This is a genomic window from Caballeronia terrestris, assembly GCF_001544515.1.
Taxonomy (GTDB): domain Bacteria; phylum Pseudomonadota; class Gammaproteobacteria; order Burkholderiales; family Burkholderiaceae; genus Caballeronia; species Caballeronia terrestris.
The window spans coordinates 289,932-314,555 of the sequence record NZ_FCOL02000001.1 but is presented as its reverse complement, the minus strand read 5'-3'; the positions used below and the strand labels follow the sequence as shown (position 1 = coordinate 314,555).

Here is a 24,624-nt window from a genome sequence, read left to right as displayed (position 1 = left end):
CCAGTGATTGGGTCTCGGATATTCGACTTGCGGACTACTCGCGACGCCCGGCTTCCGGTCGCGCAAGACTTAAGGGTGGGCAAACCACGAAGTACCTATCATGATCCGTGCCAATCGCGCGGACTTTGAACAACGCATCCAGCGACGAACAGCGTCGCGACCGTGAGATCGGCGCTAGTGCCCGGATTGATGCCCTGCGCCTTCAGCGCGGCGTCCCATGCGGCGAGGCGCGGCGTTGCGCCTGACGCGGCGGCGGCTTTCCATTCCCCGTGTCTCAGGCGCGCCTCGCGTGTGACACTTTGCGCCATCGTCACACCCTGCTTGCGCACAATGTGCGAATCGGGCCACGTCGCGAGGAAGGTGAGGAACACGTTGAGCGTGGCCGTCGTCGGCGATTCGAAGGGCGCGGCGGCGGCCAGCCCCGTCTCGAAAATGTCGCGGAAACCGTTCGCGTACTGGCGCGCGATGCTGTCGCGGGCGGCGGCGAGCGTCATCGCGGCGCGCAGGTCGACGCTCGGCTCTTCCTGCACCGACTGCTCGGGCGCGTCGCCGAGGCCGCCGGGGTTCGCGAGCGCGATCGCGCGATAGGCGGCGCGGGCATCGTCGATGTCGAGGCGTTCGAGTACGCGCTCCGTTTCGGCCTGCCAGGCGGTGGCATCGACGGGATTTGCTTCGAGCGCCGTCGCTAGCGGCGCGCACAGCAGCACGATGCCAAGATTTGTATTGCAGCCGGCGACGTCAAGCGTGCGCTCCACGGCACTAAGAATCCGCTCGCCGACGCTTGCGCCCCGCGTAAAAAGCGCCCCAGCCGCCGCGTCGGCGCTCGCGATGAACTGCGCGGCCGACATCCCGTGGCCCGCGCTATCGACGCTCACGTTGCCCGGCTTAGGCGTCTCGACGTCGAGCCGGCACGCGCGCAAAAAGGCGTCGCGAGCTTCAGCGGCTTGCATCGCCGCTTGCCAGCGCGACGGGCGCACCAGGTAGCGCGAGCTTGCGGTCGAGCAGATCGTCGACGAGCGCGGCGGCGATGTCGAACCGCGTCACCGATTGCAGCCCGCGCCATGCCGCGACGCCGTTCACTTCGAGCACGAGCGGGCGCGCGGCCGCGTCCGGCCCGCCGCTCTCGGGAATCAGGTCGACGCCCGCGTAATCGAGGCCGAGCGCCTGCGTCGCGCGGATGGCGGTGTCGGCGAGGGCGTCGGTGACGAGCGCCGGTTCGCACGCCGCACCCTGCGCGAAGTTGTGAATCCAGCCCCGGCCGCCGACCCGCCGCATCGCCGCGACGGCTTTTCCGCCGATCACCAGCACGCGCCAGTCGAAGCCGGGGCGGCCGCTTTCGACGTAGCGCTGCAAATACGCCACGTCGCTGAATGGGCGTAAGGAAGGCAGCGGCGCGAGTCGCCCGCCCGCACCCGCGCCCAGCCGCCGCAAGCCCTTGCCCTGCGAGCCGAACAGCGGCTTCATCACGACCTTGCGACCCGCCGCGGCCTCCCGCATCAGCACGCGCTGCGCGAACGCCGCCGATTCCCCGGCCCACGTGGGGGGCGTCGGTACGCCGTGGCGGTTGAGGAGAAAGCTCGTCATCGACTTGTCGACGCTACGCTCGATCGCGCGCGCGTCGTTGTAGACCGGCACGCCGCATTCGCGCAGCGCGTGCAGGATGCCGAGCCGGAGCGTCACCTGCTCGAACGTCCCGCCCGCGATGCCGCGCACGAACACGGCGTCCGGCAGCCCGTGGCCGAAGCCGGGGATCGCCAGGCCGTGCGGGGCCCAGGTCGTGTCGATGCGGCAATCGGCGAGATCGACGCAGCGCGCCTCCACCCCGCGCGCGCGAAACGCCTTTTTGAGACGCGAGGTGTGCCAGCCGGTCTCGTCGGTCATGATCGCGATGCGCAGTGCTCCGGTCATGGTTTTCCCCACTGCGCGCGCAGCAACGCGGCGTCGATTGCGCCGCCGTGCCACGTCGCGCCGCTTTCGAGGCTGCTCACCCACACTTCGGCGGGCGCGAAGAGCGCGGCATCGATCTGATAGAAGTCGAAGTTGAACGCGGTGAAGATTTCCGCGAACGGCCGCCCGTAGTCGCGCGCGTTGCGCGACGGCAATTCGGCGACGAGGCGCTCGGCCACCGCGTCGTGCTTCACGGTCAGATGGACGCGGCCGCCGTAAAGGATGGCGTCGTTTGTGCGGCCCATTGCCTGGATCGCGTCGGGCGCGGGCGGCGGCAGCGGCGCCGTGCCGCTTCCCTCAACCACCTCCGCCAGATCGACGCCGAGCACGTGCGTCTTGTGCAGCGCAACCTCGACAACGCGCGCCACCACCTGTACCGTCCCCGCGACCGAGTGTGTCGGCGTGACGACGATCGTGAGCGCTTCGGGTTCGAGCGCGCAATCGCGCAACACCTTGTCGATGACGACTTGCGGCGGCAGGCGGTCCACTTCCATCACAAGCGCGCCGCGCGCGTGGCGGTCGCGGTAGCCGAGTTCGTCGAAGAGCGGCTCCTTCACGGCGAGCGCGCGCGCCGGGCCGGAGCCGAGCGAGAAGAATTTCTTGCCGCCTGTTTCCTCCTTGGTCGCGGCGAGGCTCCAGCCTGCGTACTGGCTGCCGAGGCAGGCGAGGACCGGCATCGACGTATGGACTTCGATCAGGCTCGGCCAGAACGGCTCGGCCTCGGCGCTCATGCGCCGCGCGACGCGCCCGAGCCCGCCCATGCAGATGCGCGCGGTCAGCAGGCCCGCCTCGACGCCGCCCGGTGCAGCGACGCCCGCATCGACGAGCGTCGTGCCGGCGTCCGTGCGCGTGATCGCGACGGCGTAGCGCGCGGCATCGTCGACGAGACGCGCGACGAGGCGTTCGCTCAATGCGTTGACGCTCAGGTGGTGCGAGGGATCAGCGGAAGGTGTTGACGTCATGAAAAGGCTCGCGACAGGTTTCGATTCGTTGCAATAGACGCGCGTGGTGGCGTTCGAGTTCGTGCTGCACTGCGTCGAGCGTCGGCGCGGTCACGGCGAGCGTGCAGACCGGCTGACCCGCTTCGATGCGCGTGCCGGCGAGCGGGACGTCCTGGCAGGCGGGGTCGCCGTGGAGCGCGTCGCTGAACGGCTTCGACGCCGTTATCGAGAAAGGCGCGAACGCGACGCGCTGGCCCGCCCGGCGCGGCGGAGCGGGCGGCGGCGAAGGCAGCCGGCCGTGCAGGCAAGCATCGACGTGACAGGCAAAGAGGCTTTGCGGCCAGACGGCTTCGTACAGTGCCATTGTGGAAGAAGGGCGCGCGTTGATTTCGAGCACGCTGAACGCGTTGCCGTCGAGCAGGAAATCGATGCTGTTCAGTCCCGTCAGCCCCGTGCGCCAGACGATCGCACGGATCGCTTCGTGGAGCTTCGCTGCCACCGTTGGAGGCAGATCGACCGGCCCGAGCGAACCAGAATGTACGAAGGCCAGCTTGCCCGCCGCGACGCTCGATTGCTCCGCGAAGCCGATCACACACGCCTCGCGACGCGCGCCCACGAAGAGCGCCGACATCGAACGCCCGGCGGCGACGCGCTGAAAGTAAGCATGCGGCCAGCCCTCGCTTTCCGAAGAAGCCGCTTCGATATGCACGCCGCCGCAGCCATCGGCATGCTTCACGAGCCATCTGCGCGGATCAGCGGGGCGCGTGAAGCTGACTACCGGATGCGCGATGCCGCACTCGTCGAGCAGCGCGAAAAACCGCTTCGGATCGCGCACGGCGGCGGTCGCCGCGGCGTCGTTGCCGATGAAGCGCGGCAGCCGCTCGCTCTGGTACAACGCGCCCAGCAGCGGTTCGACTCCGCTCGTCGCGACGAAGCCGAGCATGCGCGGCAGGCGCGCGGCGCGCTGCAGCGCGTCGAGCAAAAGCTCGCGGTCGATCGAAAGCCCCTTGCCGCCGATATCAAACCACGCGCTTGCTTCCTCCCGCGTATCGCGATCGCCGAAGATATCGAGCGCGACGGGCTCGAGCCCCGCCCGCACCGCCGATTGCGCCAGCATCCGCGCCGACAGCCCCACGACCGCGACGCAGGGCTTCCGCGAAAACGGCGTCCCCGCGTGCATCAGCCGAGGCCGGCGGCGATCGCGCGGGCTTCGTCGAACGCCTCGGGAAAGCCGAGATAGACGGGCTTGCCGCCCGTGCGCATCCTGACGAAGAGGCGATGCTCGACCTGATACTTAACGTTGCCGATCGCGAGCGCGCCGATCCCGACCGCGTCCTGGCGCGCGGCGCCCGCGAGCGGCTTGCCGTCGTCCATCACGTTCACGCCCGCGATGCCTTCGGGCGGCACTGCGTTCACGTCGGCGGCGATCAGCAGGTTTTTCGCGTGCGCGAGGTCGGCGGCGCTCATCACCTGCACGCCCGCCACCGCCGTCGCGAACACGACTTCCGCGCGCGCCAGCTCCTTCTGCAACTGCTCGGGCGTGGTCGTCGCGACGCCGGAAGTGGCGACGTCGAAGCGCCGGTTGATCTCGTCGCTGACCTGCGTCGCGCGCGAGGCGCTCGAATGGCTCGCGATCGCGACATCGGCGCCGAGCGAAGCAGCCATCGCCGCCGCCACGCGGCCGACCGCGCCCGTGCCGCCCAGGATCAGCACGCGCTTGCCGCCGAAATCGACGCCGTGTTCCTTTTTAAGATGCCGCTCGACGAGCGCGACCAGCGCCGCTGCCGTCGTGTACGAGCCGCTCGGGTCGGCGAACACGGAGACTTCGAACGGCGGGACCATCGCCTGGCGCGCGCGATCGAGCATGTCGGCGGCGAGCATCACGTCGCGCCCGCCGATGAAGATGCCGGTGCGCGACACGCCCTTCGGCCCGCGCGAGAAGATGGCGTCCTGCGTCAACTGGACGACGCTCGCCTCATCGACGTTGCAGTACGGCACGACGATCTGGTAGCCCGCGTCGGCGGCCATGTTGACGTCGAACGGGCTCATCTGCGGTGTGGCCGTGAACATGTGCAGGATGTAGGGCCGTGGGGTGCTCTCGGTGGCTTCGGGCATGGGGGACTCGCTGGGGGTTTCGGGACGTCCGGACTGCTTTCGTAACCTCACGCGGCGTCGATGCCGCACTTCTGGATTTCGGCCGCGTGCCAGGTCGCGCCCCGGTTGCGGCCGGTGGCGATCGAGCAGGTGATCGACGGGTTTGCGCGACTCGCCTCGCGCGCCGCCGCGAGCGCGCGCTCGGCGGCGGCGGGGCTGCGCAGGAACGCGAAGCCGGTCGGTCCCCACGAGGTCTGTCCGATGCCGGCCATTTCCTGCGAGGCGACAGCCCCGAGCGCGCGCGCGACAGCCGTGCTCGAGAACACGCCGCCCTGCGCAGGCGCGAAGTATTCGCCAATCGTCTGCTGCAATTCGCCGATGCCTTTCGTGAACGCGTCGAAGTCGCTTTCCGCGACGCCGGGGAGCACGCGCATCAAGACGAGGTGGCTCAGGTGCGCGGCGAGCGATCGCGGGAAGGGCGCTAGCGCGGCGAGGCTGCGGCGCTCCTCGTCGCCGTGCAGGCCTTCGCGCGAGGTATCGTCGACGAGCAGCACGCGCCAGCCGCCCGGGAACGGCTGGCGGAACAACAACGGCGGCAGGCGCGCGATCCCAACAGCCGCGTTCGACCCATGTCCGCCGTCGACCATCAGCCCGCCGTGATCGAAACCGTGGATGCCGATGCCCGAGCGCGCGCCGCGTCCGAGCAGCCTTGCGATCTGCGCGGTGGTCGCGGTGCGGCCGGCCAGGCGCACGTACGCGGTGCCGAGCGCCAGCGCGAGCTGCGTGCCGGAGCCGAGGCCGGCGTGCGCACGCGGCGTCGCATTCACCTCCACCGCGACCGGCGGCCCGCCGTACGCCGCCCGCAGTTGCTCCAGATACCGCTCGATGCGCGCGCGCTGCGCATCGCCCGCCGCGCCCTCTACGCGCGTCTCATCCGCTACCCGCGCCGTGATCCGCGTGCCGAGCCCGTCGATCGTGAGGCCGACGCTGCCGAACGCACGCCCGAGCGACGCGTTCGGATCGATGAAGCCGAGATGCAGGCGCGCGGGGGCATCGACCGTCACGGCTGATGGCTGCGAGAGGCGACCGGAAGGCATCTGCATCGCGAATGTCCCTGGTTCAAAATCGTGTTGGGCGGCGCCGTCCGCGCGGTTCTCCAAAAACCCCGGCGCAGCAAGCCGAGCATTCAAGGCAAGAGACGTACCAGCCGCGTGCGCCTTGACGGGCGGCCCGCAGCGCGAAGGGACGGCGCGCACTGTGTCAGGCGCGCGTCATTGTGTTCAGCGCAGGTTAAGCAAAGTGCTCACGCCTTCGGTGCGTCGTATTTGATATAGCGGAAGCGCTGGTCGTCGGCGGGGGTGCCTTCGAGCGCGCCGCCTTCCTTGCCCGGTTGCCACTGGATCACGTCCTCGATCTTCGTCGCGAGGGTTAAGTCCTTGTCGGTGATGCCCTTTGCCGAATGCGTCTTCAGCTTCACGACGACGAACGCATACGACACGGTCAGGTCCGGGTGATGCCACGCGGCCTCGGCGAGATGGCCGACCGTGTTCACCACCATGAGCGTGCCCTTCCAGCTCTCGGTCTTGTACTTGCGCCGGAGCCACCCGTCTTCGACGTACCAGTGCTGCAAGGGGCCCGTCAGGCGTTGCTGGACTTCTTCATCGGAGTAAACCTTCTCGGCTAGCGTCATGGCGTGGCCTCCGCGTGGGGTGTCGGTGAACGAAAAAGTCAGTATGCGCCTGAAGACGTGCTGCATCGCGTCATGTCCCGTTCGCGATGATTTGTGTTGCGCGCCTCAGGACCTATCGCGGATTTGACACAGTATGTGTCGCACCGATGACGCGCGGCCCGGCCGCAAAGCCATGGCAGGCAAACACAGCGCTTAAGCCGGCCCTTCGCCGCACATTCCGGCATGGAATATGCAATTGCCCTCCATACGCAACTCGCCCGGCAATGAACCGGGCTTGGGCGTTGCTCGTTACCTGCATTCGAGAAGGCGCGCGGGAATGCACCCGGTAGCGTGGTCATCCCTGGGTCGGACGGCATCACATTCTGGAGGAGACATGAACTTACGCACCCTGGTTCTTGGACTGGCGGTGGTCGCGACGGCGAGTCTGAATTCCTATGTTGCACAAGCAGACCCGCAGCTCGACACACTGATCAAGAACCCATCGAACTGGGCGGCACAGGCGGGCGATTATTCGAATCACCGCTATAGCCCGCTCAAGCAGATCAACGAACAGAACGTCGGCAAGCTACAGGTGGCCTGGACCATGTCGACCGGCGTGTTGCGCGGTCACGAAGGTTCGCCGCTCGTCATCGGCGAGACGATGTACATCCACTCTCCCTTCCCCAACAAGGTCATCGCGATCAACCTCAAGGATCAGACCTTCCTCTGGCAATACGAGCCGAAGCAGGACGCGCAGGTCATCTCGGTGATGTGCTGCGACACGGTGAACCGCGGTCTCGCCTATGGCGACGACAAGATCTTCCTCCAGCAAGCCGATACGAAACTCGTCGCGCTCAATGCAAAGACGGGCGAAGTCGTGTGGACGGCGCAGAACGGCAATCCGAAGGCGGGTGAAACCAACACCAACGCGCCGCACGTGTTCGGCGACAAGGTGCTCACCGGCATCTCGGGCGGCGAGTTCGGCGTGCGCGGACGGCTGATCGCGTACGACATCAAGAGCGGCAAGGAAGTCTGGAAGGCGTTCAGCACGGGCCCGGACAACGAAATGCTGATGGACCCGCAGCAGACCATGACCTGGTCCGACGGCAAGATGATCCCGATCGGCGCGGACTCGTCGCTCAAGAGCTGGAAGGGCGATCAGTGGAAGTCCGGAGGTGGGACCACCTGGGGCTGGTACGCATGGGACCCGAAGCTCAACCTTGTCTACTACGGCACCGGCAACCCGGGCACATGGAACCCGACGCAACGCCCCGGTGACAACAAATGGTCGATGTCGATCTTCGCTCGCGACCTGAACACCGGCAAGGCGAAGTGGGTCTACCAGATGACGCCGCACGACGAGTGGGACTATGACGGCGTGAACGAGATGATCCTCGCGGACCTGCCGATGGGCGGCAAGAAGGTTCCGGCGATCGTCCACTTCGACCGTAACGGCTTCGGCTACACGCTCAATCGCGAGTCGGGCGAACTGCTCGTCGCGCAGAAGTACGACCCGGCGGTGAACTGGGCCGACAGCGTGGACGTGAAGAGCGGCCTGCCGGTGCGCAACGCGACCTACTCGACGCAGAAAGCCGGTCCGGACCACAACGTGAAGGGCATCTGCCCGGCAGCGCTCGGGTCGAAGGACCAGCAGCCCGCCTCGTTCGATCCGAACTCGGGGCTCTTCCTCGTGCCGACGAATCACGTCTGCATGGACTATGAGCCGTTCGAGGTCGAGTACGTGTCGGGTCAGCCGTTCGTCGGCGCGACGCTCTCGATGTATCCGGGTCCGAACCAGAACGGCGCGATGGGCAACTTCATCGCGTGGGATGCGAGCAAGGGCAAGATCGCGTGGTCCAAGCCGGAGAAGTTCTCGGTGTGGTCCGGCGCGCTCGCAACGGCCGGCGGCATCGCGTTCTACGGCACGCTCGAAGGGTATCTGAAGGCAGTGCGCATCAAGGACGGCAAGGAACTGTGGAAGTTCAAGACGCCGTCCGGGATCATCGGCAACGTCTTCACGTATCAGTACCAGGGCAAGCAGTTTGTCGGCGTCTATTCGGGCATCGGCGGCTGGGCCGGCATCGGCATGGCAGCAGGTCTCCAGAAGTCGACGGAAGGCCTCGGCGCGGTCGGCGGCTATCGCGAATTGGCGAAGTACACGGCACTCGGCGGCACGCTCTTCGTGTTCGCCATCCCCGGCGGCTGATCCATCCCTCGTAGCAACGCACGCCAGCCCCGCCTCGAAGTCATGAGGCGGTGGTTGGCGGCGTCCCTGAAGAAAGGGTATTCGGCTATTAGCGGCGGAATATCGAAAGGTAATTAATTTGCACGGGACCAGAGTAAGGCGCATGGGACCAGAGTAAAGCGCTGAAGCGCTAACTCTGGTCGATAGCGCCAACTCTGGCTGACATAGGAGAAAGACGCATGAAAGGCCGATCACTCTTGCCGCTGGCAATCGCACTGTTCGCAATACCCGCTTCCTACGCCCAGACCGACCCGGGACAGGTCAAGCCGGTAGCGTACAAGGTCCAGGACGGCAACAAGGTCGACAGCAATACGCTGCAAGGCTGGAAGACATGGCGCGCGCTCGCCTGCGAGCGCTGTCACGGCGCGAAGCAGGAGGGGATGGTGGGCCCGTCGCTGATCGAGGCGTTCAAGACACTCGACACGAAGGAATTCCATCGGACGGTATTCGGCGGGCGTATCGACAAGGGCATGCCCGACTTCAGTTCGAGCCAGATGATGCAGAAGAACTGGGAAAACCTGTACGCGTACCTGAAAGGCCGCTCCGACGGCAAAATCAACCCCGGCGACTTGCAGGCAATCGATGCAAAATGAGCAAGCCCGCAGTCACTACCGGAGGTGCCGATGTCTGAATGCAAGGTAACCCGCATCACTGCCGTGCGGCTTGCCGCCGCGCTACTCGTCGCTTGCGCGTCGCACGCCGCGCTCGCCGACGATCCCGCGCTGCCCAACAACGATGGCGCCGACGGCGTGCTGCGCGTCTGCGCCGATCCGAACAACATGCCGCTGTCGAACAACAAGGGCGAAGGCTACGAGAACAAGATCGCGAGCCAGATGGCGAGCGACTTCGGGTACAAGATCGAATACACGTACTTTCCGCAGCGCATGGGCTTCGTGCGGCGCACGCTGCGCGACAAGGTGCCCGACACCGAACGGTTCAAGTGCGACCTCATTATCGGCGTGCCGAAGGGCTACGACCTGACGGCGACCACGCGCCCGTACCTGCATTCCACCTACGCGATGGTGTTCCCGAACCGCCCCGAGTTCGCGAGCATCCAGACGCCGTCCGACCTGACGAAACTGCCGCCCGACACGCTCAAGAAATTGCGGCTCGGCATTTTCTCGCGCACGCCCGCCGTCGACTGGCTGCTCGGCAACAACCTGATCGAGCAGGCCGTGTCGTATCAGGCGCAAAGCGGCGACCCGGATGCGTTCCCCGGCGAGATGATCGAGAGCGACATGAAGAAGGGCACCGTCGACGTCGTGTTCCTGTGGGGGCCGATCGCCGGCTACTTCGTGAAGCGTTCGAACGACACCGTCAAGCTCGTGCCCTTCCAGCCGACGCCGGGCATCCGCTTCGACTACGAAATTTCGATGGGCGTGCGTTACGGCGAGAAGGCGTGGAAGGACAAGGTCGATAACTGGATCGGCGCGAACCAGCCGAAGATCGACCAGATCCTGACGAGCTATCAGGTGCCGCTGCTGCCCCTGCAGCCGGCGGCGGCGCAATGAGAAGCCTCAAGGTGTTATCGCGCGTCGCGGTGGCGGCGCTCTTCGGCAGCGCGTGTCACGCCTACGCCGCCGACGCGCCCGCGACCGACATCGCGCCCGCCGAGAAATTGCTCTTCATGGCGCCGCATCTGGACGGCGTCGATCCGCTGACCGAACTCGACTACGCGCTCGACAGCTCCGGCCCGCCCGAGCGGCTGAAGGACACCGTGCGTGTGCTCGTCACGAGCCGCGGCAACACGAACGGCGACGCACGCGTGTCCGACCACACGGGCCCCGTGTCCCTGCCCGGCGGCCTGCCGTGCAATCCGGTGATCCTGTATTTCCTGGAGCACGACATCACGGAGATGGAGCAGTTGACCGGCGGCAAGCGGCGCTATTTCCAGCAGCGCGTGCGGCTTGCGCTCGCGGCGAATCCGCCGATCGTGCAGGTGACGAGCGAAGCGGGCGGCAAGAAGATCAAGGCGCAGCAGATCGTGATCCAGCCATATCTCGACGATCCGAATGCCGCGCGCTTTCCGCAGTACACGGCCAAGCGCTACACGTTCCTCGTCGCCGACGACGTGCCCGGCCACGTGATGTCGATCCGCACCGAAACCCCGGGCGCGAACAACGATTTCGCCCATCCGGTGCAAACCGAAACGCTGAACTTCCAGAGCGCGCAGCGCACGCTCGCGCCCGCGAAGCCCGGCGAGACGGCGCCTGTCAAGCCGGCGAACGCTCCGCGCGCGAGCCGTTGATTGTGTTCGGGGCCGGGCACCTGTCCGGCTTCTCTTCGACGCATGGCCGCCCATCGTGAACTTCATCCGCTCGCTGACGTTGCGCCAGTTGCAGATCTTCGTGATCGCGTGCCGCTGCCCAAGCTTCGCGCGCGCGGCCGAGGAACTGCATCTGACGCAGCCCGCCGTGTCGATGCAGATACGGCAGCTCGAAGAAGCGATCGGGCTGCCGCTCTTCGAGCGCGTCGCGCGCAGGCTCGCGCTGACCGAGGCGGGCGAGCGCCTCTCGCATCACGCGAGCCGAATCCTCGGCGAAATCAAGGACGCCGAGGACGCAATGATGTCGCTGACGCAGGCCGATAGCGGCTCGATCGCGGTGAGCATCGTAAGTTCCGCGACGTACTTCGCGCCGAAGCTGCTCGCGCTCTATTCGCAACAGTTTCCGAAGGTCGACGTGCGTTTTTCGGTGGGCAATCGCGAGACGCTTCTGCGCTGGCTGCAGGACAACGCGACCGATCTCGCGATCATGGGCCGTCCGCCGCCCGAGCTGGGCACGACCGCCGAGCCGCTCGCCTATCACCCGCATGTGATCGTCGCTCCGCTCTCGCATCCGCTGCGGCACGCGCGGCGCTTCGACCTGCAGGAGCTCGCCGGCGACACGTTCCTGCTGCGCGAGCCCGGCTCCGGCACGCGCGCGGTGGCCGAACATGTGTTCCGGCAGCATCTGTTCGTGCCCGCGAGAAGCGTGACGCTCGGCAGCAACGAGACGATCAAGCAGGCCGTGATGGCCGGCATGGGCGTGAGCCTCATTTCGCTGCATACGCTCGCGCTCGAATTGCGCACGGGCGAGATTGCGCTGCTCGACGTGAACGGCACGCCGATCGAACGGACGTGGCAACTCGTGCATTCGCGCTCGAAGCAGTTGTCTCCGACGTGTCTCGCGTTTCGGCGTTTTCTGCTCGAACACGCCGAGCCGTTCCTCGAAAGCGAGTATGCACAATTCGCGCTGCGGCCGCCGAAACGAGCGCAGGGCGAGCGGATAGGCGGCGTGGTGTGATGCGGCGTTTGATCGTCATGGCCGGGCTGCTGCTCTGCTTTTGCGCGGCCCACGCCGCCGCGCCGCTCGCCGTGACGCAGTTCGCGCCCGGTATTTACGTGCATCGCGGCCACGACGATGTCGCGACACGCGAAAACAAGGGCGATATCGCGAATGTGGGGTTTATCGTCGGAAGAAAGTGTGTCGCGGTGATCGATACCGGCGGCACCGTCGAAGAAGGGCGCGAGCTGCGCGCCGCGATTCGTGCCGTGACGCCGCTGCCGGTCTGCTATGTGATCAACACGCACATGCATCCCGATCACATTTTCGGCAACGCCGCGTTCAGGGGCGATCGTCTGCAATTCGTTGGTAGCGCGGCGCTCGGCGAGGCGGAGGCGTCACGCGCGGACAACTATCTGCGCGTGCTGCGGCGCGAACTGGGCCCGCTTGCCGACGGCAGCGAAATCGTCCCGCCCACGCTCGCCGTGGATGGCACGAAAACGCTCGACCTCGGCCACCGCAAGCTGATTCTGAGCACCTGGAAAACAGCGCATACGAACAACGACCTGACGGTATACGATGAAGAGACGGGCACGCTGTGGCTCGCGGATCTGCTGTTCGTCAAGTGCATTCCTGTGATCGATGGCAGCATCATCGGCTGGCTCGACGATATCGCCGCGATTCGCCAGATGAATCCGCGCCACGTGGTGCCGGGACACGGTCCGATCGATACGCCGTGGCGCGCCGCGCTCGACGCCGAAGAAGCGTATTTGAGCCATCTGGCGCAGGATGTGCGTGCATCGATCAGGCGCGGCGAGACGATGCAGCAGGCGGTCGATACGATCGGCGAGAACGAGCGCGGCAAGTGGCTGCTGTTCGATATCTACCATCGCCGCAACGTGACCGCCGCGTATGCGGAACTCGAGTGGGAACAGTAGAACAGCAGGACGGAGGGACATCATGACCATCGGAAAACGCGACGCGCTGATCGCCGTCATCGCGACGCTCGCGTTCAACGGCGCCTACGCCACCCAGCCCGACGACGACCCGAACAAGATCGCGCGCTGGCTCGATTTCAAGGAAGGCACGTTCAAGGACCGCCCCGTCGATACGCACGGCGACCCCGTCATCAAGTTACAGGCGCCCGCGCGCGCAGCCGATGCCGCCGTCGTGCCGATCGCGATCACCGCGCAGTTCCCGCAAACGCCTTCGCACTACATCAAGCGCGTCTATCTCTTCATTGACGAGAATCCCGAGCCGTACGCGGGCTCGTTCGATTTCACGCCGGACTCGGGGCTCGCGAGCATCGAGACACGCGTGCGCGTGGAGGACTACACGTTCATGCGCGTGATCGCCGAGACGAACGACGGACATTTGTATAGCGCCGTGCGTTTCGTGAAGGCATCGGGCGGCTGCTCGGCGCCCGCCGGCAAGGACGATGCCACCGCCGAAGTCACGGCCGGCCAGGTGCGCCTGCAAGCGGAAGGGCAGAGCGTCGCGGGGCGTCCGCAGCTTGCGCAATTGATGGTGCGGCATCCGAACCGCACCGGCATGGCGATGAACCAGGTCACGCGCAACTATGCGAGTGCGTATTTCATCCGCAAGGTCGAGGTGACGTACGCCGACAAGCCCGTGATGACCGCGAACGTGAATTTCTCGATCAGCGAGAACCCGAACTTCCGCTTTTACTTCGTGCCGCGCGGGAACGGCGAACTGAAGGCGCACGTCGAGGATACGAAGAACAAGCAGTTCGAAGGGGCGGTCGCGGTCAGCCCGCAACCGGGCGTGCAGCAGACTTCGTCGAACGGCCTTTGATGCGCGCGCGGTTTTTCAGCGCGTTAGTGTTGCTCGCGTGCGCGGCATTTGCACATGCCGCAGCGGGCGATGTGCCCGCGCCCGTCGCGATCGCGGAGGGCGTCTACGTGATGCTCGGCGATGGCGACGCGGTGGCGCCGGCCAATCGCGGGATCGTCGCGAACAATGGGTTCATCGTCGGAAAGAGCGGCGTGACGGTGGTCGATACCGGTTCGTCATACCGATACGGCCGCGCGATGATCGAAGCAATCCGCAAGCTCACGCCGCTGCCTGTCGAACTCGTCATCATCACGCATCAGGCGCCGGAATTCGTGTTCGGCGCTTCGGCGTTTCGCGATAAGGGCGTGCCGATTCTCGCGCAACGCCGCGCGGCCGAACTGATCCGCGAACGATGCGCGATCTGTCTGAAGAACCTGCAGCGCACGCTCGGCGACGAAGAGATGAGCGGCTCGCGCGTGACCGTGCCGGACCGTACCGTCGAAGGCACGACGCAGATCGAAAGCGGCGGCCGCAATCTACAACTGCTCCACTTCGGCCCCGCGAGCACGCCGGGCGACCTCGCCGTGCTCGATACGGCGACGGGCGTTGTGTTCGCGGGCGGGCTGGTCAGCAACGGACGGATTCCCGAGCTTCGCAACGAGCAGATTCCCGGCTGGCTCGGCGCGCTCGACAAGCTGCGCGCGATGGACCCGCGCGTGGTCGTGCCGGGCTTCGGACCGCTCTTGAAGGGCGACGGCATCATGCAAACGGGCGCCTACCTGCGTGAACTCGATGCCGGCGTGCGCCGCGCGTACGCGAGCGGCACGGGTCTGACGGACGCGATGCGCACGGTGCAAGTCCCCGCCTTCAGCCACTACAAACTCTATGCGATTGCGCAGCCGCAGAACGTGCAGCGGCTGTATTTGCAGCTCGAAAAGCAGTAACCCAACCGCACTACTAAAAGGAGACAACCGATGGCCAAGCTTCTGGCGCTTTACAAGCATCCGTCGAACCCGTCCGCGTTCGATGCGCACTACGCCTCGACTCACGCGCCGCTCGCGAAAACCTTGCCGGGACTCAAGAGCTACGAGATCAGCAAGGGGCCGGTGGCCGTGGGGCAGGGCGAGTCGCCGTATTACCTCGTCGCGGTGCTGGAGTTCGAATCGCTCGATGCGATCAAGACGGCCCTCGGTTCGCCCGAAGGCGCGGCGACGGCAGGCGATCTCGCGAATTTCGCGCAGGCGGGCGTCGAGTTGCTGATGTTCGATACGAAGGACGCTTGAGCGTGAGCACTACGGCCCCCCGCGCAAGTCATCGGCGGGCTGTTCGCTTTGCTCTTCCTCATCGGGCACGCTGAGGTCCGGCCTGCGGTGATTGATCGCGATGAAGACGCCCATCAGCGTGAGGAACGCGATCACGAGCAGCGTCGCGTTGAGCAGCACGTGCGGATAGCCGAGCTCACCCACGTCGATGAACGGATAGGGATAGAAATCCGACACGCTGCCGCGCCAGAGCGTCACGCTCAAATAACCGAGCGGGAACACGAGCCAGAGCATGCAATGACGCAGGCTCAATTGAAATCGTGGCACGTACAGCACCCAGTAAAGCGCGGCCATCACCGGCACGAAGGTATGCAGACACTCGTTGACGAGCGCGCGATAACCAGAAGGCGTCCACAGGTAGCGCAGCAGCACGTTGTACGCGATGCCGACGAACACCATGTACACCACGACCGCCGTCACGACGGTCGGCTGCCGGAAGAAGCGCGCGACAGGCGCCCGAGCACGCGCCGCCACACAAGTGAAGCAGATGGCGCTCGCGAACACGGTCAGGTTCGTCAGATAGCTGCTCATGCGTTCGACGCCGTAGAACACGCTATAGCCGCGCGAGGTCCAGCGGTCGATCGTGATGTCGGCCTGGGCGGCTATGGCGATCCAGGCGATGAGCGCGATCGCCGCCGCCATCGAAAGCGATGCGACGCTCGGCGCGTGCAACGGAAGCTCCGGCTCCTGGCGGCCGGCGGGAAGGGATGAACGGTTCATCCGTTCGATTTTATAGGCGGCGCGAATTCCGCGTTTATCGCACGCTCAGCTTGTAAGTCGTTCTCTGCCGATACCGTTCGCCAGGACGCAGTACGACATCGGCGGCATCGTCCATGTTGATCTGGTTCGGGAACGCGCCCGTTTCGAGGCACAGCGCCGCGTGCTTGCAATACCGCTCGCCATTGCGACCGATCACGCCTTCCAGAAAATTGCCGGTATAGAACTGCATGCCGTGCGCATTCGTCGCGACAGTCAGTTCGCGGCCGCTCGCGGGATCGTAGAGGACGGCGGCCGTGGAGAGCGCGTTGCCGTCGCTTCGCAACACGTAGCAATGATCGAAGCCGCCCGCGCGCGCGAGCTGCTCGTCCGGCCGGTTGAGCCGCGCACCGATCGGTGCGCCCGCGCGCAAGTCGAACGCGTTGCCTGCGACATCGGCGCGGGCGATTGGGATCATCGAATCATCGACGGCGAAGAACGCGTCCGCATCGATTGCGATCACATGGTCGCGAATGTCGGGCGCGTCGCCTGAAAGATTGAAGTACGCGTGATTCGTCAGGCTCACGGGCGTCGGGGCATCGGCGAGAGCGTCGTAATCGAGCGTGAGCGTGCCTTCGTCGTCGAGCGAGAAGCGCACGGTCGCCGTGAGCGCGCCGGGAAAGCAGCCGTCACCTGCGGGCGATTCGTGCGTCATCACGAGCGCGCCGTCCACTTCGCGTGCTTGCCACAGCGCCCGATGAAAACCCGCCGCGCCGCCATGCAGATGATTCGGGCCGTCGTTGCGATCGAGTGAATACGTCACGCCATCGAGCGTGAAGCGCGCATCGGCGATACGGTTCGCCCAGCGCCCGATCGTGCCGCCCATGAACGCGCGGGCCGCGAGATAGTCGGCGGGCGTATCGTGACCGAGCAGCACGTCGGCGATGCGGCCCGCGCGATCGGGCGCGTGCCACGAGACGAGCGTCGCGCCGAGATCGCCGATCGCGACGCGCATGCCGTGCGCGTTGCCCAGCGTGAAGAGCCGCACGGCATCGCCACCGGGAAGCAGGCCCCAGTGCTCGACGCCGATGCGTGCGTTAGTGGTGCGGTTGCCTTCGGTATCGGGGAGAGTCATGTTTGCGTGGTGTCGGGATCGAACCAGCGTTAGGGCGTCGTATCGATAAAAGGCAGCGACGCGACGAACATATCGATCGCGCTGAACAGGACGGCGCGCGGCACGCAATCGTGCGCCTGCATCGACAGGCCGCTCAGCATCGTCATGCACAGCGCCGTCAGCACGCTGATATCGGCCGATGACGGTAGTTCGCCGTCCTCCGCCGCTTTCGAGAGCCGCTTCCTGACCAGCGCCGCGATCGCCTGGCGGCGCTTCTTCAACATCACATGCAGTTCCTCATGCTCGGCGCCGATGTTGAGCGCGCCGAGTATCAGCATGCAGCCCCGCGGCTTGCCCGAGCACGTGAACAACTCCACGTTTCGCCGCAGCATCGTCTTGATCGCCTCGCGTCCGCTCACCAGTTCCTGCAACGCGTCCTGCGCAGTCGCGCCCTCGGATTTGCCGTAGAGCGCGAGAGCTTCACGAAACAGACTTTCCTTGCTGCCGAACGCAGCATAGATGCTCGGCGAATTGATGCCCATCGCATCGACGAGATCGCTCATCGAGCAATGGTCGTAGCCCTTAGCCCAGAACAATTCCATCGCGCGCCGCAGCGCGGCTTCGCGGTCGAAGGCGCGCGGCCGGCCACGCGGCCTGCGGACGGCTTCTTCATCGACGGATGACATACATCGGCTCCTGTTTCTTGAACGCCATGTGTGGCGTTTCCCGTATTTATGTATCGAGCATAACAAAAATACTGGACAGCGACCAGCCGTATCGCCTAATATCTGTGTCAGTCGTTACATATATCGGAAGCGCGGCTGATGCGGCTTTCGATCCACGAGCAAATTTGAAGGAGTTTTCGCTATGAAAGCACTGATCCACGCAGCCGTTGCCGCTTCGCTTCTCGCCGGTTCCGCGATGTCGTTCGCGCAGTCGCCGTCGGTTTCCGCCGACACGGCCAAGACTTTCGACGTCTTCGTCGACCAGCCTACGGGCTACACGTTCGTCAAGATGCCCACGGGGTGGAAGTTCGTCGGCGCGGTGAGCAAGCAGGAAGCGCAACATTTACCGGCTGCCGTGCTGACGTCGGTTTCGGCCGCGCACGCTTCGCAGCAGGCCAGCACGAACGCTACCGTGAGCCAGTAAAACGCGGTCGATTTGAGCCGATCGAGCATGTTCGTGAGACTGGCCGGCATTCACGAAGCGACCGGCGGCATCTAAAGTATCTCCATCGACGGGCCAGTTGTTACAGCCGGCCCGCCCGCAGTCCTTCACGGAGATACGAACATGAACATCGATCGCGGACCGATGCCGGTCGCTTTCTTCGGCATTGCGGTGGGGTCGCTCGCGCTGGCGAATGCATGGCGCGTGGCGGCGAGAATCTGGCAGGTGAGCGCCGCTGCCGCCGACCTGATCACGTTCGCCGCACTCGCCATCTGGCTCGCGATCCTGCTCGGCTACGCGCACAAGTGGCTCGTGCATCGCGAAGAGGCGCGCATCGAAATGCAGCATCCGGTGCAATCGTCGTTCGCGGCGTTGGGGCCGGTGTCCAGCCTTCTTGCGGCGCAAGCGCTGATCCCGTATTCGCGGCCTGGCGCACTCGTGCTGTTCGCCGTGTCGGCGTTCGGTGCGCTCGCGCTCGGCGTGTTCCTCCATGGCCGCTTCTGGCAGGGCGGACGCAAGCCCGAACTCGTCACCGCCGCCATCTATCTCCCTTCCGTCGGCACGAGTTTCGTCGCGGGGACGACCGCCGCCGCCTTCGGCTGGACGCAGCTTGGCGCGCTTTTCTTCGGCGCGGGCCTGTTGTCATGGATCGCGCTCGAATCGATGATCATGCAGCGCGCGACCGTCCATGAGCCGCTGCCCGATGCGCTGCGTCCGACGCTCGGTATCCAGCTTGCTCCGCCGGTCGTCGGCGGCGTGACGTACTTGAGCCTGACGAGCGGCACACCCGATCTCTTCGCGATGATCCTGCTCGGCTACGGGCTCTATCAGGCGCTCGTGCTTCTGCGCCTCCTGCCGTGGATTCGCAAGCAGGCGTTCGCGCCGTCGTACTGGGCCTTCAGCTTCGGCGTCGCCGCGCTGCCGACGATGGCGATGCGCATGGTCGAGCGCGGCAGCACTGGGCCGGTCGAATGGCTGGCGCCGGGGCTTTTCATCGCGTCGAACGTGATCATCGGCTTGCTCGTGTTGAAGACGATCGCGCTGATGCTGCGTGGCGAACTGCTGCCGGCGAAAGCCGTCGCAATGAACGCGCGCGCCGGCTGATCGGATTCCCTCAGCCCTTGATGCGGCTCTCCGACATCCATCCTTGCGCGACACCCACTTCTGCGATCTGCTTGGCGATCGAGTCGCCGAGCCGCTTCGCATCTGCCGAGACCCCCGCGCGCTTCGTTTCCGTCACGCCGTGCAGCCCGCCGCCCACCGCCGCCGATGCCGCCACGTGCCCAGCCGCCGCGCCGATACCCGCCGTTTCCGCGACGCCCGGCATCTTGCCGCTGTCGGCGTTGGCGTCGAAGCTCTGCACGAGCTGCGCCGCGCCGCCCGCCGGTTTGTAGAGCACCTGCACTGACGTACCGACGTCGCTCTTGCCCGCGCCCAGGCCAATCAGCGTGCGGCGGCGGCGATTGCCGGCATCGATCGTATCGAAGTGGCCGGTCACCATCAGCACGTTTTCGTCGGCCGGGGCCGGAGCGTTTGCACGGGTGGCGCGCAGGCCCATCGACTGCAGTTTCGCGACGATTTCGTTCGCGACTTCCTCGCGCACTTCCGTGGCATCGGCGGATTGCTCTTCAGCCGCCGACGTGCCTTCGATGCGCGCCTTCATCTTCTGCATCCTGCCGCTGTCGAGCTTGACCTCGTCGGCGGAGCTGTCAAATGCGTAGACGTAGATGGTGTCGGGACGCGCAACCTGCGTCGCAGAATATTGCGCAGTGGCTGTGCCGACATCCGCGCTGGCGCATCCCGTGAGGAACATCGAACCGAGAGCCGCCACCGCCACTACCCGCCGCACGCTGAATTTAAACGAAGCAAACATGTTCACCCTTTACCGGCACAACCGTGCCTGAAGCCTGATTAAACGTATCGTCTGATGATCTCGACATCGCGATACACCTTGGCTGGGGCGCGTTCTGCTTGGCGTTTCGTTCGTGCTCCAGCGACAGAGGCAAGTATGGGCAAAGGGTGCTTCGAACTCCATTCAACAATTATTTCGCCCTATGTCACGCGGCGGCCGGGGCCGGGGCCGGAGTTGTGGCCGCAACCGGTGCATCGGCACCCGCGTCCTTCAGCGGCCCGATCTTCGACAGCATCTTCGCGTACTCCTCGCCCGCGATCTGGCGGAACTTCGTCTGCACGAGTTCGAGCGGGATGTCCTTGTCGCCGTCGGCCATCAGGCGGACGCGCGCGGCCTGCGTCGCCACGTCGAAAGCCTGGCCGCCGTCCGCGCGCCGCACGAGCTCGACGATAGGGCCGGCATCGGCGAGTCCGAGCGGGATCAGTTCGCGAGCGCGGTCGCCGAGATGCCGGCGCACGATCGCCTGCCCGCCGAGCCGGATCACGAAGCGAAACGGCAGGCCCGTGCGGATCGCGAGCAGCACCGGGTCCGATGCCGCGATCTGTTCCACCGAATACACGCCCTCGGACAGAAAGAGGCCGACGACGGGCGTCGTCACGCCGGTGAGCATGAGCAACTGGTCGCCCTGTTCCTCGGGATTGGCCTGCGCGACCGCCGGCGGATAGGCCAGGCGGCGGATCTGCTTGAGCAGGACATCGACGGGCAGCATCGCGACGGCGAACGCGAACACCGGCTTCATGCCGTCGACACCGGGTGCCTGCGCGAAGAGCGTGGCGATCGGCAGGGCGAGGAAGGCGCGCAGCGCATACCAGTACACGTCCGATACGTTGAGCGAGCGGCGCCGGATGCTGATCACGGCATCGCTGACGGCGAACATGTAGGCGCCCGCGATCGCGCTGATCACGAGCTGCGGCCCCGCGCCGAAGAAGACCTGCGTGCACTCAGCCGCGCCGGTGCCGCATGCGCGCAGCGGCGCGAGCACGGCGCCTTCCGCATATGTGATGACGACGAGCAGCAGGAACGGCGGCAGGAACGAGCTGAGTCCGAACTGCTCGTGATAGATGGTCTCGAACACCTTGCCGCTCACGCCCGCGTGGCGCGCTTCGAGATCCTTCCACGTCTGTTCGGCGCCGAGCGCCTGTTCGCTGACCGGCCGGCCGCCCCCCGGGCTTTCATCGATCGCGGCGAGCAGGCGCGCCGACCAGAAGCGCCGCAGATACGCGAAGAGCGCGCCGTCCTGCAGGCTGTTGCGGAATTCGTCGAGACGCGCGAACCAGCCGCGCGTCAGGAAGCCGATGAACGGCGCGGCGACGAGCGTCGTGGCGATCGCCCCGAGCACGACCGCGACGACGAAGTCATCGGGCGCCACGAGCGAACGCGTCGTCACGCCCGGCAAAGGTGCGCGGCCGACGAATTCCCATAGCCACACGCGCATGTGAGCGAGCATGCTGCACGGCGTCGCGGCATTGCAGGAGCCGGGCGGCATCAGGAGCCAGAGGAATACGCCGCCCGCCACGTTGACGAGCAGCACGAACGCCCACAGGAGCCACGAGCGGCCCGTCGGGCCGCTGCGCATGACGGGCGAGCGCGCCGCTTTCCTCAATTGCGCGGATCGCTGATCCGAGCGTCCGTCGGCAAAGCCGCCCGATGCCGACACCCGTTGCATGACATTGTCCGAAGGCATGGTTTCCTCCCGCCACCGAGGTTGCTGCCTTGCCCGGCGCAAGACATGTGGCGGTGTTATCCCACGACGACGGCGCGCGCACATCCCCGCTCAAGGATGCCTGCCTATTCACGCTGACGGTAGCAGGGAGCGGTTTGTGCAGCGCATCAGGCCTCGACGATCACCTCGAAGCCGCCGAAGATCACGCGCTTGCCGTCGAACGGCATCGGGTTGGTTTCGGGGTTCAGGCGCGGGTCGCCCATCACGGCTTTCATGCCTTCGTCGCGTACCGCGCGTGACGGCCACACGATCCACGAGAACACGACTTGCTCGTCGGCTTCGCGCTTGACCGCCATTGGAAAGGACGTGAGCTTGCCTTCGGGGACATCGTCACCCCAGCATTCGACCACCTGCAACGCACCGAACTCCTTGAAGACGACCGCTGCGGCCTGCGCATGCTTGATAAACGCCTCGCGCTTCGCGACCGGTACCGCCACGACGAATCCATCGACGTAATTCATGAACCACCTCCTGTGTGCTGGACGGGCGCGCAATATGCGCCTCCCATCATGACGACGATCGGCGCGCCGGTAAATCGACATGGCCGCGTTGAAAGAAGCCCACGCGACAACGGGGCTAGAATCCGACAAGAACGAGGAGCTGCCGATGGAGCATGCCTACTTCAAATTGCTGCACTTGCTCGCGGGCCATCCCGTGTGGGCGCTCGTGGTCGTCGCGCTTGCGGCGCTGCTCGAATCGGTGGCGTTCATCGGGACATTCATTCCGGGCAGCACGGCGATGTTCGTCGCGGGCGCGCTGATCGGCACCGGGACGCTCAATCTCGGCTGGGTATTCGTCTGCGCGATACTGGGCGCCGTCGCGGGCGATGCCGCGAGCTACTGGATCGGCGCGCGCTACAAGGACCGGATCCGCCAGGTCTGGCCGTTCCGCACGCATCCGGGCATGCTGGTCGCGGGCGAGAAATACTTCGCGAAGCACGGCGCGAAAAGCGTCGTCTCCGCGCGCTTCGCGCCGCCGCTCCGGGCGATCGTGCCGGTCGTCGCCGGCATGCTCGGCATGACGCCCGGCCGCTTTCTCGTGATCAATATCCTCTCCGCGCTCGTCTGGGCGCCCGTGCATATCCTGCCGGGCGTCGTGTTCGGCGCATCGATCGAACTGGCGGGGGCCGTTTCGTTCCGGCTCGTCGTGATCGCGGCGATCGTCGCGGTGGCCGCCTGGCTGATCTACAACGTGGTGCGCATCGCGGTGTCCCACGCGCGCTCGTGGACCAGCACGTCGCGCCAGCGGCTGCTGGAGTGGGGCGAGCGTCATCCGGGGCGCGCGGGGCGCATCGTCCTGCGCACGCTGAATCCGGATAGCCCGGCGGCGGGGCTCATCATTACGATTTCGGTGTTTTTGCTGGTATCGGCGGCGGTGTTCTTCTCGACGCTCGAGGACATCGCCCACGGCGATCCGCTCGTGCAGGTCGACATGTCGGCGTACCGCTTCCTGCAGTCGTTCCGCTCGACCTGGGCCGACGACGCGCTCTCCGTCCTCTCGACGCTCGGCAGCCTGCCGACGCTCACCGCGCTTGTCGTGCTCGTGATCGCGTGGATGGCGATCGAGCGGCGCTGGCGCACGATCGCCTGGTGGCTCGGCGCAGTCGCGTTCTCGCAACTGCTGATCCTCGCGATCCAGCTTGCGACGCGGCATCTGCCGCTCGGCACGCTGGCATCGAGCGCGCGCGCCTTTCCGAGCAACCACGTCGCCGCAACGGTCATCATCTACGGCTTCCTCGCGTTTCTCGTGGAGCGGCGGGTCGGGTCGGTGTCGCGCGTGCTGGTCGCGGTGGCGACGGTCGCGGTCGTTACGGCGGTCACGCTCTCCGGCCTCTACTTCGACCGTTTCACCCTCTCCGATGCCCTAGGCGGCGCGGCGCTCGCGGCGATCTGGGTGTTCCTCGTCGCGCTGATGGCCGTCTGGCGGCATCCCGAGAAGCCGCGCGCGCGGCCGCTGATGCCAGTCGCGGTGCTGGCGGTGATCGGCGTTTCGGTCGCGGCGCAGGTCGCGACCGGGCGCGAATTGCCGTCGGCGGAGGTCGCGCAACGTCCGGAGGTAGTTGTCGTGACGCCCGCGCAGTGGACCGACACCGTCTGGCGCACGTTCTCGTGTTACCGCGCGAATATGGAGGGCGACCGGCGCGAGCCGATCACCGTGCAATGGACGGCGACCGCCGAGCAGGTCAAGGCGCAACTCGAAAGCCGCGGATGGAGCGTGGGCACGCGGCTGTCGGCCAAGAGCGTGCTGTCGCTGGTCGAGCCGAACGTCACCGCGACGGCGCTGCCCGTGTTGCCGCGGCTGAACAACGGCGAGCCGTCGCAACTGGAATTCGTGCGTTCGCACAAGGGCGCCGACGAGCGCGACGTCCTGCGCTTCTGGCCGACGCACTATGCGGTCGAGCAGCAGAACGGCGTGCCGCCGACGCCGATCTGGCTCGGCTCGCTCGTGCACGAGCGGCTGCGGCGGCCGTCGTGGCCGTTCAACGTGCTGCGTCCGACGCGGGTGGTCGAACCGATGATCGCCGAACACGGGGAGGGATCGCCCTGGCACGATCTCGAAGTGGCGCGCAGCGCGGGCTGCGAGGGCGTGCGGGTGACGTTGATCGCGTCGCGGGCGGCGGCGAGGTGAGGCTTTTGCGTGCTGCGGTGCAACGGAGAATTAGCGGGCGCGAGCCTTGCGATGCCCAGACGCGAAACGTGCGCGAGCGCAACCGCCACACAGCACAGCACGTCACGCG

Annotated in this window: 25 protein-coding genes; 12 read left to right on the top strand and 13 right to left on the bottom strand. The window is 66.1% G+C overall.

The window, feature by feature from the left end; genetic code table 11:
• Positions 1–98: 98 nt before the first annotated feature.
• The 7 genes from AWB67_RS01490 to AWB67_RS01460 form a co-directional block, all read right to left on the bottom strand.
• On the bottom strand, positions 99–950 hold the full coding sequence (locus AWB67_RS01490; RefSeq protein WP_087654538.1) for a triphosphoribosyl-dephospho-CoA synthase: 852 nt from the start codon (positions 948–950) through the stop codon (positions 99–101).
• On the bottom strand, positions 937–1,908 hold the full coding sequence (locus AWB67_RS01485; RefSeq protein WP_087654444.1) for an ATP-grasp domain-containing protein: 972 nt from the start codon (positions 1,906–1,908) through the stop codon (positions 937–939). Before AWB67_RS01485 ends, AWB67_RS01490 begins: the two co-directional genes overlap by 14 nt.
• Entirely contained in the window at positions 1,905–2,909 is a 1,005-nt protein-coding gene (gene mch / locus AWB67_RS01480; RefSeq protein ID WP_087654443.1) for a methenyltetrahydromethanopterin cyclohydrolase, read from the bottom strand. Before mch ends, AWB67_RS01485 begins: the two co-directional genes overlap by 4 nt.
• Positions 2,887–4,068, bottom strand: coding sequence for an ATP-grasp domain-containing protein (locus AWB67_RS01475; RefSeq protein ID WP_087654442.1), 1,182 nt, complete (start codon positions 4,066–4,068; stop codon positions 2,887–2,889). Before AWB67_RS01475 ends, mch begins: the two co-directional genes overlap by 23 nt.
• Entirely contained in the window at positions 4,068–5,003 is a 936-nt protein-coding gene (locus tag AWB67_RS01470; protein WP_087654441.1) for an NAD(P)-dependent methylenetetrahydromethanopterin dehydrogenase, read from the bottom strand. The genes AWB67_RS01475 and AWB67_RS01470 overlap by 1 nt, the downstream gene beginning before the upstream one ends.
• Before the next feature lie 47 nt (positions 5,004–5,050).
• Positions 5,051–6,085, bottom strand: coding sequence for a beta-ribofuranosylaminobenzene 5'-phosphate synthase family protein (locus AWB67_RS01465; RefSeq protein ID WP_087654440.1), 1,035 nt, complete (start codon positions 6,083–6,085; stop codon positions 5,051–5,053).
• A 200-nt stretch (positions 6,086–6,285) separates the two neighbouring features.
• Positions 6,286–6,672, bottom strand: coding sequence for a 4a-hydroxytetrahydrobiopterin dehydratase (locus tag AWB67_RS01460; protein WP_087654439.1), 387 nt, complete (start codon positions 6,670–6,672; stop codon positions 6,286–6,288).
• A gap of 373 nt (positions 6,673–7,045) precedes the next feature.
• Between AWB67_RS01460 and AWB67_RS01455 the strand changes: the two genes are divergently transcribed.
• The 9 genes from AWB67_RS01455 to AWB67_RS01415 all read left to right on the top strand — a co-directional run bounded on the left by AWB67_RS01455 (position 7,046) and on the right by AWB67_RS01415 (position 15,236).
• On the top strand, positions 7,046–8,857 hold the full coding sequence (locus AWB67_RS01455; RefSeq protein ID WP_087654438.1) for a methanol/ethanol family PQQ-dependent dehydrogenase: 1,812 nt from the start codon (positions 7,046–7,048) through the stop codon (positions 8,855–8,857).
• Positions 8,858–9,075: 218 nt separating this feature from the next.
• Entirely contained in the window at positions 9,076–9,489 is a 414-nt protein-coding gene (locus AWB67_RS01450) for a c-type cytochrome (protein ID WP_087654437.1), read from the top strand.
• A 30-nt stretch (positions 9,490–9,519) separates the two neighbouring features.
• The gene (locus AWB67_RS01445) at positions 9,520–10,407 is read left to right on the top strand and encodes a substrate-binding domain-containing protein (protein ID WP_087654436.1); all 888 of its coding nucleotides are present in this window, start codon (positions 9,520–9,522) and stop codon (positions 10,405–10,407) included.
• Positions 10,404–11,144: a hypothetical protein gene (locus tag AWB67_RS01440; RefSeq protein WP_087654435.1), complete on the top strand. Its 741-nt coding sequence runs from the start codon at positions 10,404–10,406 to the stop codon at positions 11,142–11,144. Before AWB67_RS01445 ends, AWB67_RS01440 begins: the two co-directional genes overlap by 4 nt.
• 55 nt (positions 11,145–11,199) lie before the next feature.
• Complete coding sequence (locus AWB67_RS01435; protein ID WP_087654434.1) at positions 11,200–12,180, top strand: LysR family transcriptional regulator; 981 nt, start codon at positions 11,200–11,202, stop codon at positions 12,178–12,180.
• Positions 12,180–13,097 carry a quinoprotein relay system zinc metallohydrolase 2 gene (locus tag AWB67_RS01430; protein WP_087654433.1) on the top strand — a complete coding sequence of 306 codons (918 nt, stop codon included), beginning with the start codon at positions 12,180–12,182 and terminating at the stop codon, positions 13,095–13,097. Before AWB67_RS01435 ends, AWB67_RS01430 begins: the two co-directional genes overlap by 1 nt.
• Positions 13,098–13,119: 22 nt before the next feature.
• The gene (locus AWB67_RS01425; protein WP_087654432.1) at positions 13,120–13,974 is read left to right on the top strand and encodes a quinoprotein dehydrogenase-associated SoxYZ-like carrier; all 855 of its coding nucleotides are present in this window, start codon (positions 13,120–13,122) and stop codon (positions 13,972–13,974) included.
• The gene (locus AWB67_RS01420) at positions 13,974–14,897 is read left to right on the top strand and encodes an MBL fold metallo-hydrolase (protein WP_087654431.1); all 924 of its coding nucleotides are present in this window, start codon (positions 13,974–13,976) and stop codon (positions 14,895–14,897) included. Before AWB67_RS01425 ends, AWB67_RS01420 begins: the two co-directional genes overlap by 1 nt.
• Positions 14,898–14,927: 30 nt before the next feature.
• A complete protein-coding gene (locus tag AWB67_RS01415) occupies positions 14,928–15,236 on the top strand; it encodes an EthD family reductase (RefSeq protein WP_087654430.1) in 309 nt (102 codons plus the stop codon).
• Between the two features lie 9 nt (positions 15,237–15,245).
• Here the strand turns inward: AWB67_RS01415 and AWB67_RS01410 are convergent, their stop codons facing one another.
• The 3 genes from AWB67_RS01410 to AWB67_RS01400 are packed head-to-tail and all read right to left on the bottom strand — an operon-like array spanning position 15,246 to position 17,771.
• On the bottom strand, positions 15,246–15,995 hold the full coding sequence (locus AWB67_RS01410) for a Pr6Pr family membrane protein (RefSeq protein ID WP_087654429.1): 750 nt from the start codon (positions 15,993–15,995) through the stop codon (positions 15,246–15,248).
• 34 nt (positions 15,996–16,029) lie between these two features.
• Positions 16,030–17,106 carry an aldose epimerase family protein gene (locus tag AWB67_RS01405; protein ID WP_087654428.1) on the bottom strand — a complete coding sequence of 359 codons (1,077 nt, stop codon included), beginning with the start codon at positions 17,104–17,106 and terminating at the stop codon, positions 16,030–16,032.
• A 29-nt stretch (positions 17,107–17,135) separates the two neighbouring features.
• Positions 17,136–17,771 carry a TetR/AcrR family transcriptional regulator gene (locus AWB67_RS01400; RefSeq protein ID WP_087654427.1) on the bottom strand — a complete coding sequence of 212 codons (636 nt, stop codon included), beginning with the start codon at positions 17,769–17,771 and terminating at the stop codon, positions 17,136–17,138.
• A 181-nt stretch (positions 17,772–17,952) separates the two neighbouring features.
• Between AWB67_RS01400 and AWB67_RS01395 the strand changes: the two genes are divergently transcribed.
• Positions 17,953–18,234, top strand: a complete 282-nt coding sequence (locus tag AWB67_RS01395; protein WP_087654426.1) for a hypothetical protein — start codon at positions 17,953–17,955, stop codon at positions 18,232–18,234.
• Between the two features lie 141 nt (positions 18,235–18,375).
• Positions 18,376–19,356, top strand: coding sequence for a dicarboxylate transporter/tellurite-resistance protein TehA (gene tehA / locus AWB67_RS01390; RefSeq protein ID WP_087654425.1), 981 nt, complete (start codon positions 18,376–18,378; stop codon positions 19,354–19,356).
• A 10-nt stretch (positions 19,357–19,366) separates the two neighbouring features.
• Here the strand turns inward: tehA and AWB67_RS01385 are convergent, their stop codons facing one another.
• The 3 genes from AWB67_RS01385 to AWB67_RS01375 form a co-directional block, all read right to left on the bottom strand.
• Positions 19,367–20,125, bottom strand: coding sequence for a DUF4410 domain-containing protein (locus AWB67_RS01385; RefSeq protein WP_087654424.1), 759 nt, complete (start codon positions 20,123–20,125; stop codon positions 19,367–19,369).
• A gap of 184 nt (positions 20,126–20,309) precedes the next feature.
• A complete protein-coding gene (locus AWB67_RS01380) occupies positions 20,310–21,848 on the bottom strand; it encodes a hypothetical protein (RefSeq protein ID WP_087654423.1) in 1,539 nt (512 codons plus the stop codon).
• Positions 21,849–21,994: 146 nt separating this feature from the next.
• Positions 21,995–22,348 carry a DUF1428 domain-containing protein gene (locus AWB67_RS01375; protein ID WP_087654422.1) on the bottom strand — a complete coding sequence of 118 codons (354 nt, stop codon included), beginning with the start codon at positions 22,346–22,348 and terminating at the stop codon, positions 21,995–21,997.
• Positions 22,349–22,493: 145 nt separating this feature from the next.
• On the opposite strand from AWB67_RS01375, the gene AWB67_RS01370 reads away from it, so the two are divergent.
• Entirely contained in the window at positions 22,494–24,515 is a 2,022-nt protein-coding gene (locus AWB67_RS01370) for a VTT domain-containing protein (RefSeq protein ID WP_087654537.1), read from the top strand.
• The last annotated feature ends 109 nt before the right edge of the window (positions 24,516–24,624 follow it).

Excerpts from the sequence above, each read along its gene's own strand:
- AWB67_RS01380 (WP_087654423.1), bottom strand. The coding sequence starts at position 21,848 with ATGCCTTCGGACAATGTCATGCAACGGGTGTCGGCATCGGGCGGCTTT.
- AWB67_RS01375 (WP_087654422.1), bottom strand. The coding sequence starts at position 22,348 with ATGAATTACGTCGATGGATTCGTCGTGGCGGTACCGGTCGCGAAGCGC.
- AWB67_RS01405 (WP_087654428.1), bottom strand. The coding sequence starts at position 17,106 with ATGACTCTCCCCGATACCGAAGGCAACCGCACCACTAACGCACGCATC.
- AWB67_RS01465 (WP_087654440.1), bottom strand. The coding sequence starts at position 6,085 with ATGCAGATGCCTTCCGGTCGCCTCTCGCAGCCATCAGCCGTGACGGTC.
- AWB67_RS01425 (WP_087654432.1), top strand. The coding sequence starts at position 13,120 with ATGACCATCGGAAAACGCGACGCGCTGATCGCCGTCATCGCGACGCTC.
- AWB67_RS01370 (WP_087654537.1), top strand. The coding sequence starts at position 22,494 with ATGGAGCATGCCTACTTCAAATTGCTGCACTTGCTCGCGGGCCATCCC.
- AWB67_RS01420 (WP_087654431.1), top strand. The coding sequence starts at position 13,974 with ATGCGCGCGCGGTTTTTCAGCGCGTTAGTGTTGCTCGCGTGCGCGGCA.
- AWB67_RS01450 (WP_087654437.1), top strand. The coding sequence starts at position 9,076 with ATGAAAGGCCGATCACTCTTGCCGCTGGCAATCGCACTGTTCGCAATA.
- AWB67_RS01455 (WP_087654438.1), top strand. The coding sequence starts at position 7,046 with ATGAACTTACGCACCCTGGTTCTTGGACTGGCGGTGGTCGCGACGGCG.
- tehA (WP_087654425.1), top strand. The coding sequence starts at position 18,376 with ATGAACATCGATCGCGGACCGATGCCGGTCGCTTTCTTCGGCATTGCG.
- AWB67_RS01475 (WP_087654442.1), bottom strand. The coding sequence starts at position 4,068 with ATGCACGCGGGGACGCCGTTTTCGCGGAAGCCCTGCGTCGCGGTCGTG.
- AWB67_RS01400 (WP_087654427.1), bottom strand. The coding sequence starts at position 17,771 with ATGTCATCCGTCGATGAAGAAGCCGTCCGCAGGCCGCGTGGCCGGCCG.
- AWB67_RS01460 (WP_087654439.1), bottom strand. The coding sequence starts at position 6,672 with ATGACGCTAGCCGAGAAGGTTTACTCCGATGAAGAAGTCCAGCAACGC.
- AWB67_RS01385 (WP_087654424.1), bottom strand. The coding sequence starts at position 20,125 with ATGTTTGCTTCGTTTAAATTCAGCGTGCGGCGGGTAGTGGCGGTGGCG.
- AWB67_RS01410 (WP_087654429.1), bottom strand. The coding sequence starts at position 15,995 with ATGAACCGTTCATCCCTTCCCGCCGGCCGCCAGGAGCCGGAGCTTCCG.
- AWB67_RS01415 (WP_087654430.1), top strand. The coding sequence starts at position 14,928 with ATGGCCAAGCTTCTGGCGCTTTACAAGCATCCGTCGAACCCGTCCGCG.
- AWB67_RS01470 (WP_087654441.1), bottom strand. The coding sequence starts at position 5,003 with ATGCCCGAAGCCACCGAGAGCACCCCACGGCCCTACATCCTGCACATG.
- AWB67_RS01490 (WP_087654538.1), bottom strand. The coding sequence starts at position 950 with ATGCAAGCCGCTGAAGCTCGCGACGCCTTTTTGCGCGCGTGCCGGCTC.
- AWB67_RS01395 (WP_087654426.1), top strand. The coding sequence starts at position 17,953 with ATGAAAGCACTGATCCACGCAGCCGTTGCCGCTTCGCTTCTCGCCGGT.
- AWB67_RS01445 (WP_087654436.1), top strand. The coding sequence starts at position 9,520 with ATGTCTGAATGCAAGGTAACCCGCATCACTGCCGTGCGGCTTGCCGCC.
- mch (WP_087654443.1), bottom strand. The coding sequence starts at position 2,909 with ATGACGTCAACACCTTCCGCTGATCCCTCGCACCACCTGAGCGTCAAC.
- AWB67_RS01430 (WP_087654433.1), top strand. The coding sequence starts at position 12,180 with ATGCGGCGTTTGATCGTCATGGCCGGGCTGCTGCTCTGCTTTTGCGCG.
- AWB67_RS01440 (WP_087654435.1), top strand. The coding sequence starts at position 10,404 with ATGAGAAGCCTCAAGGTGTTATCGCGCGTCGCGGTGGCGGCGCTCTTC.
- AWB67_RS01485 (WP_087654444.1), bottom strand. The coding sequence starts at position 1,908 with ATGACCGGAGCACTGCGCATCGCGATCATGACCGACGAGACCGGCTGG.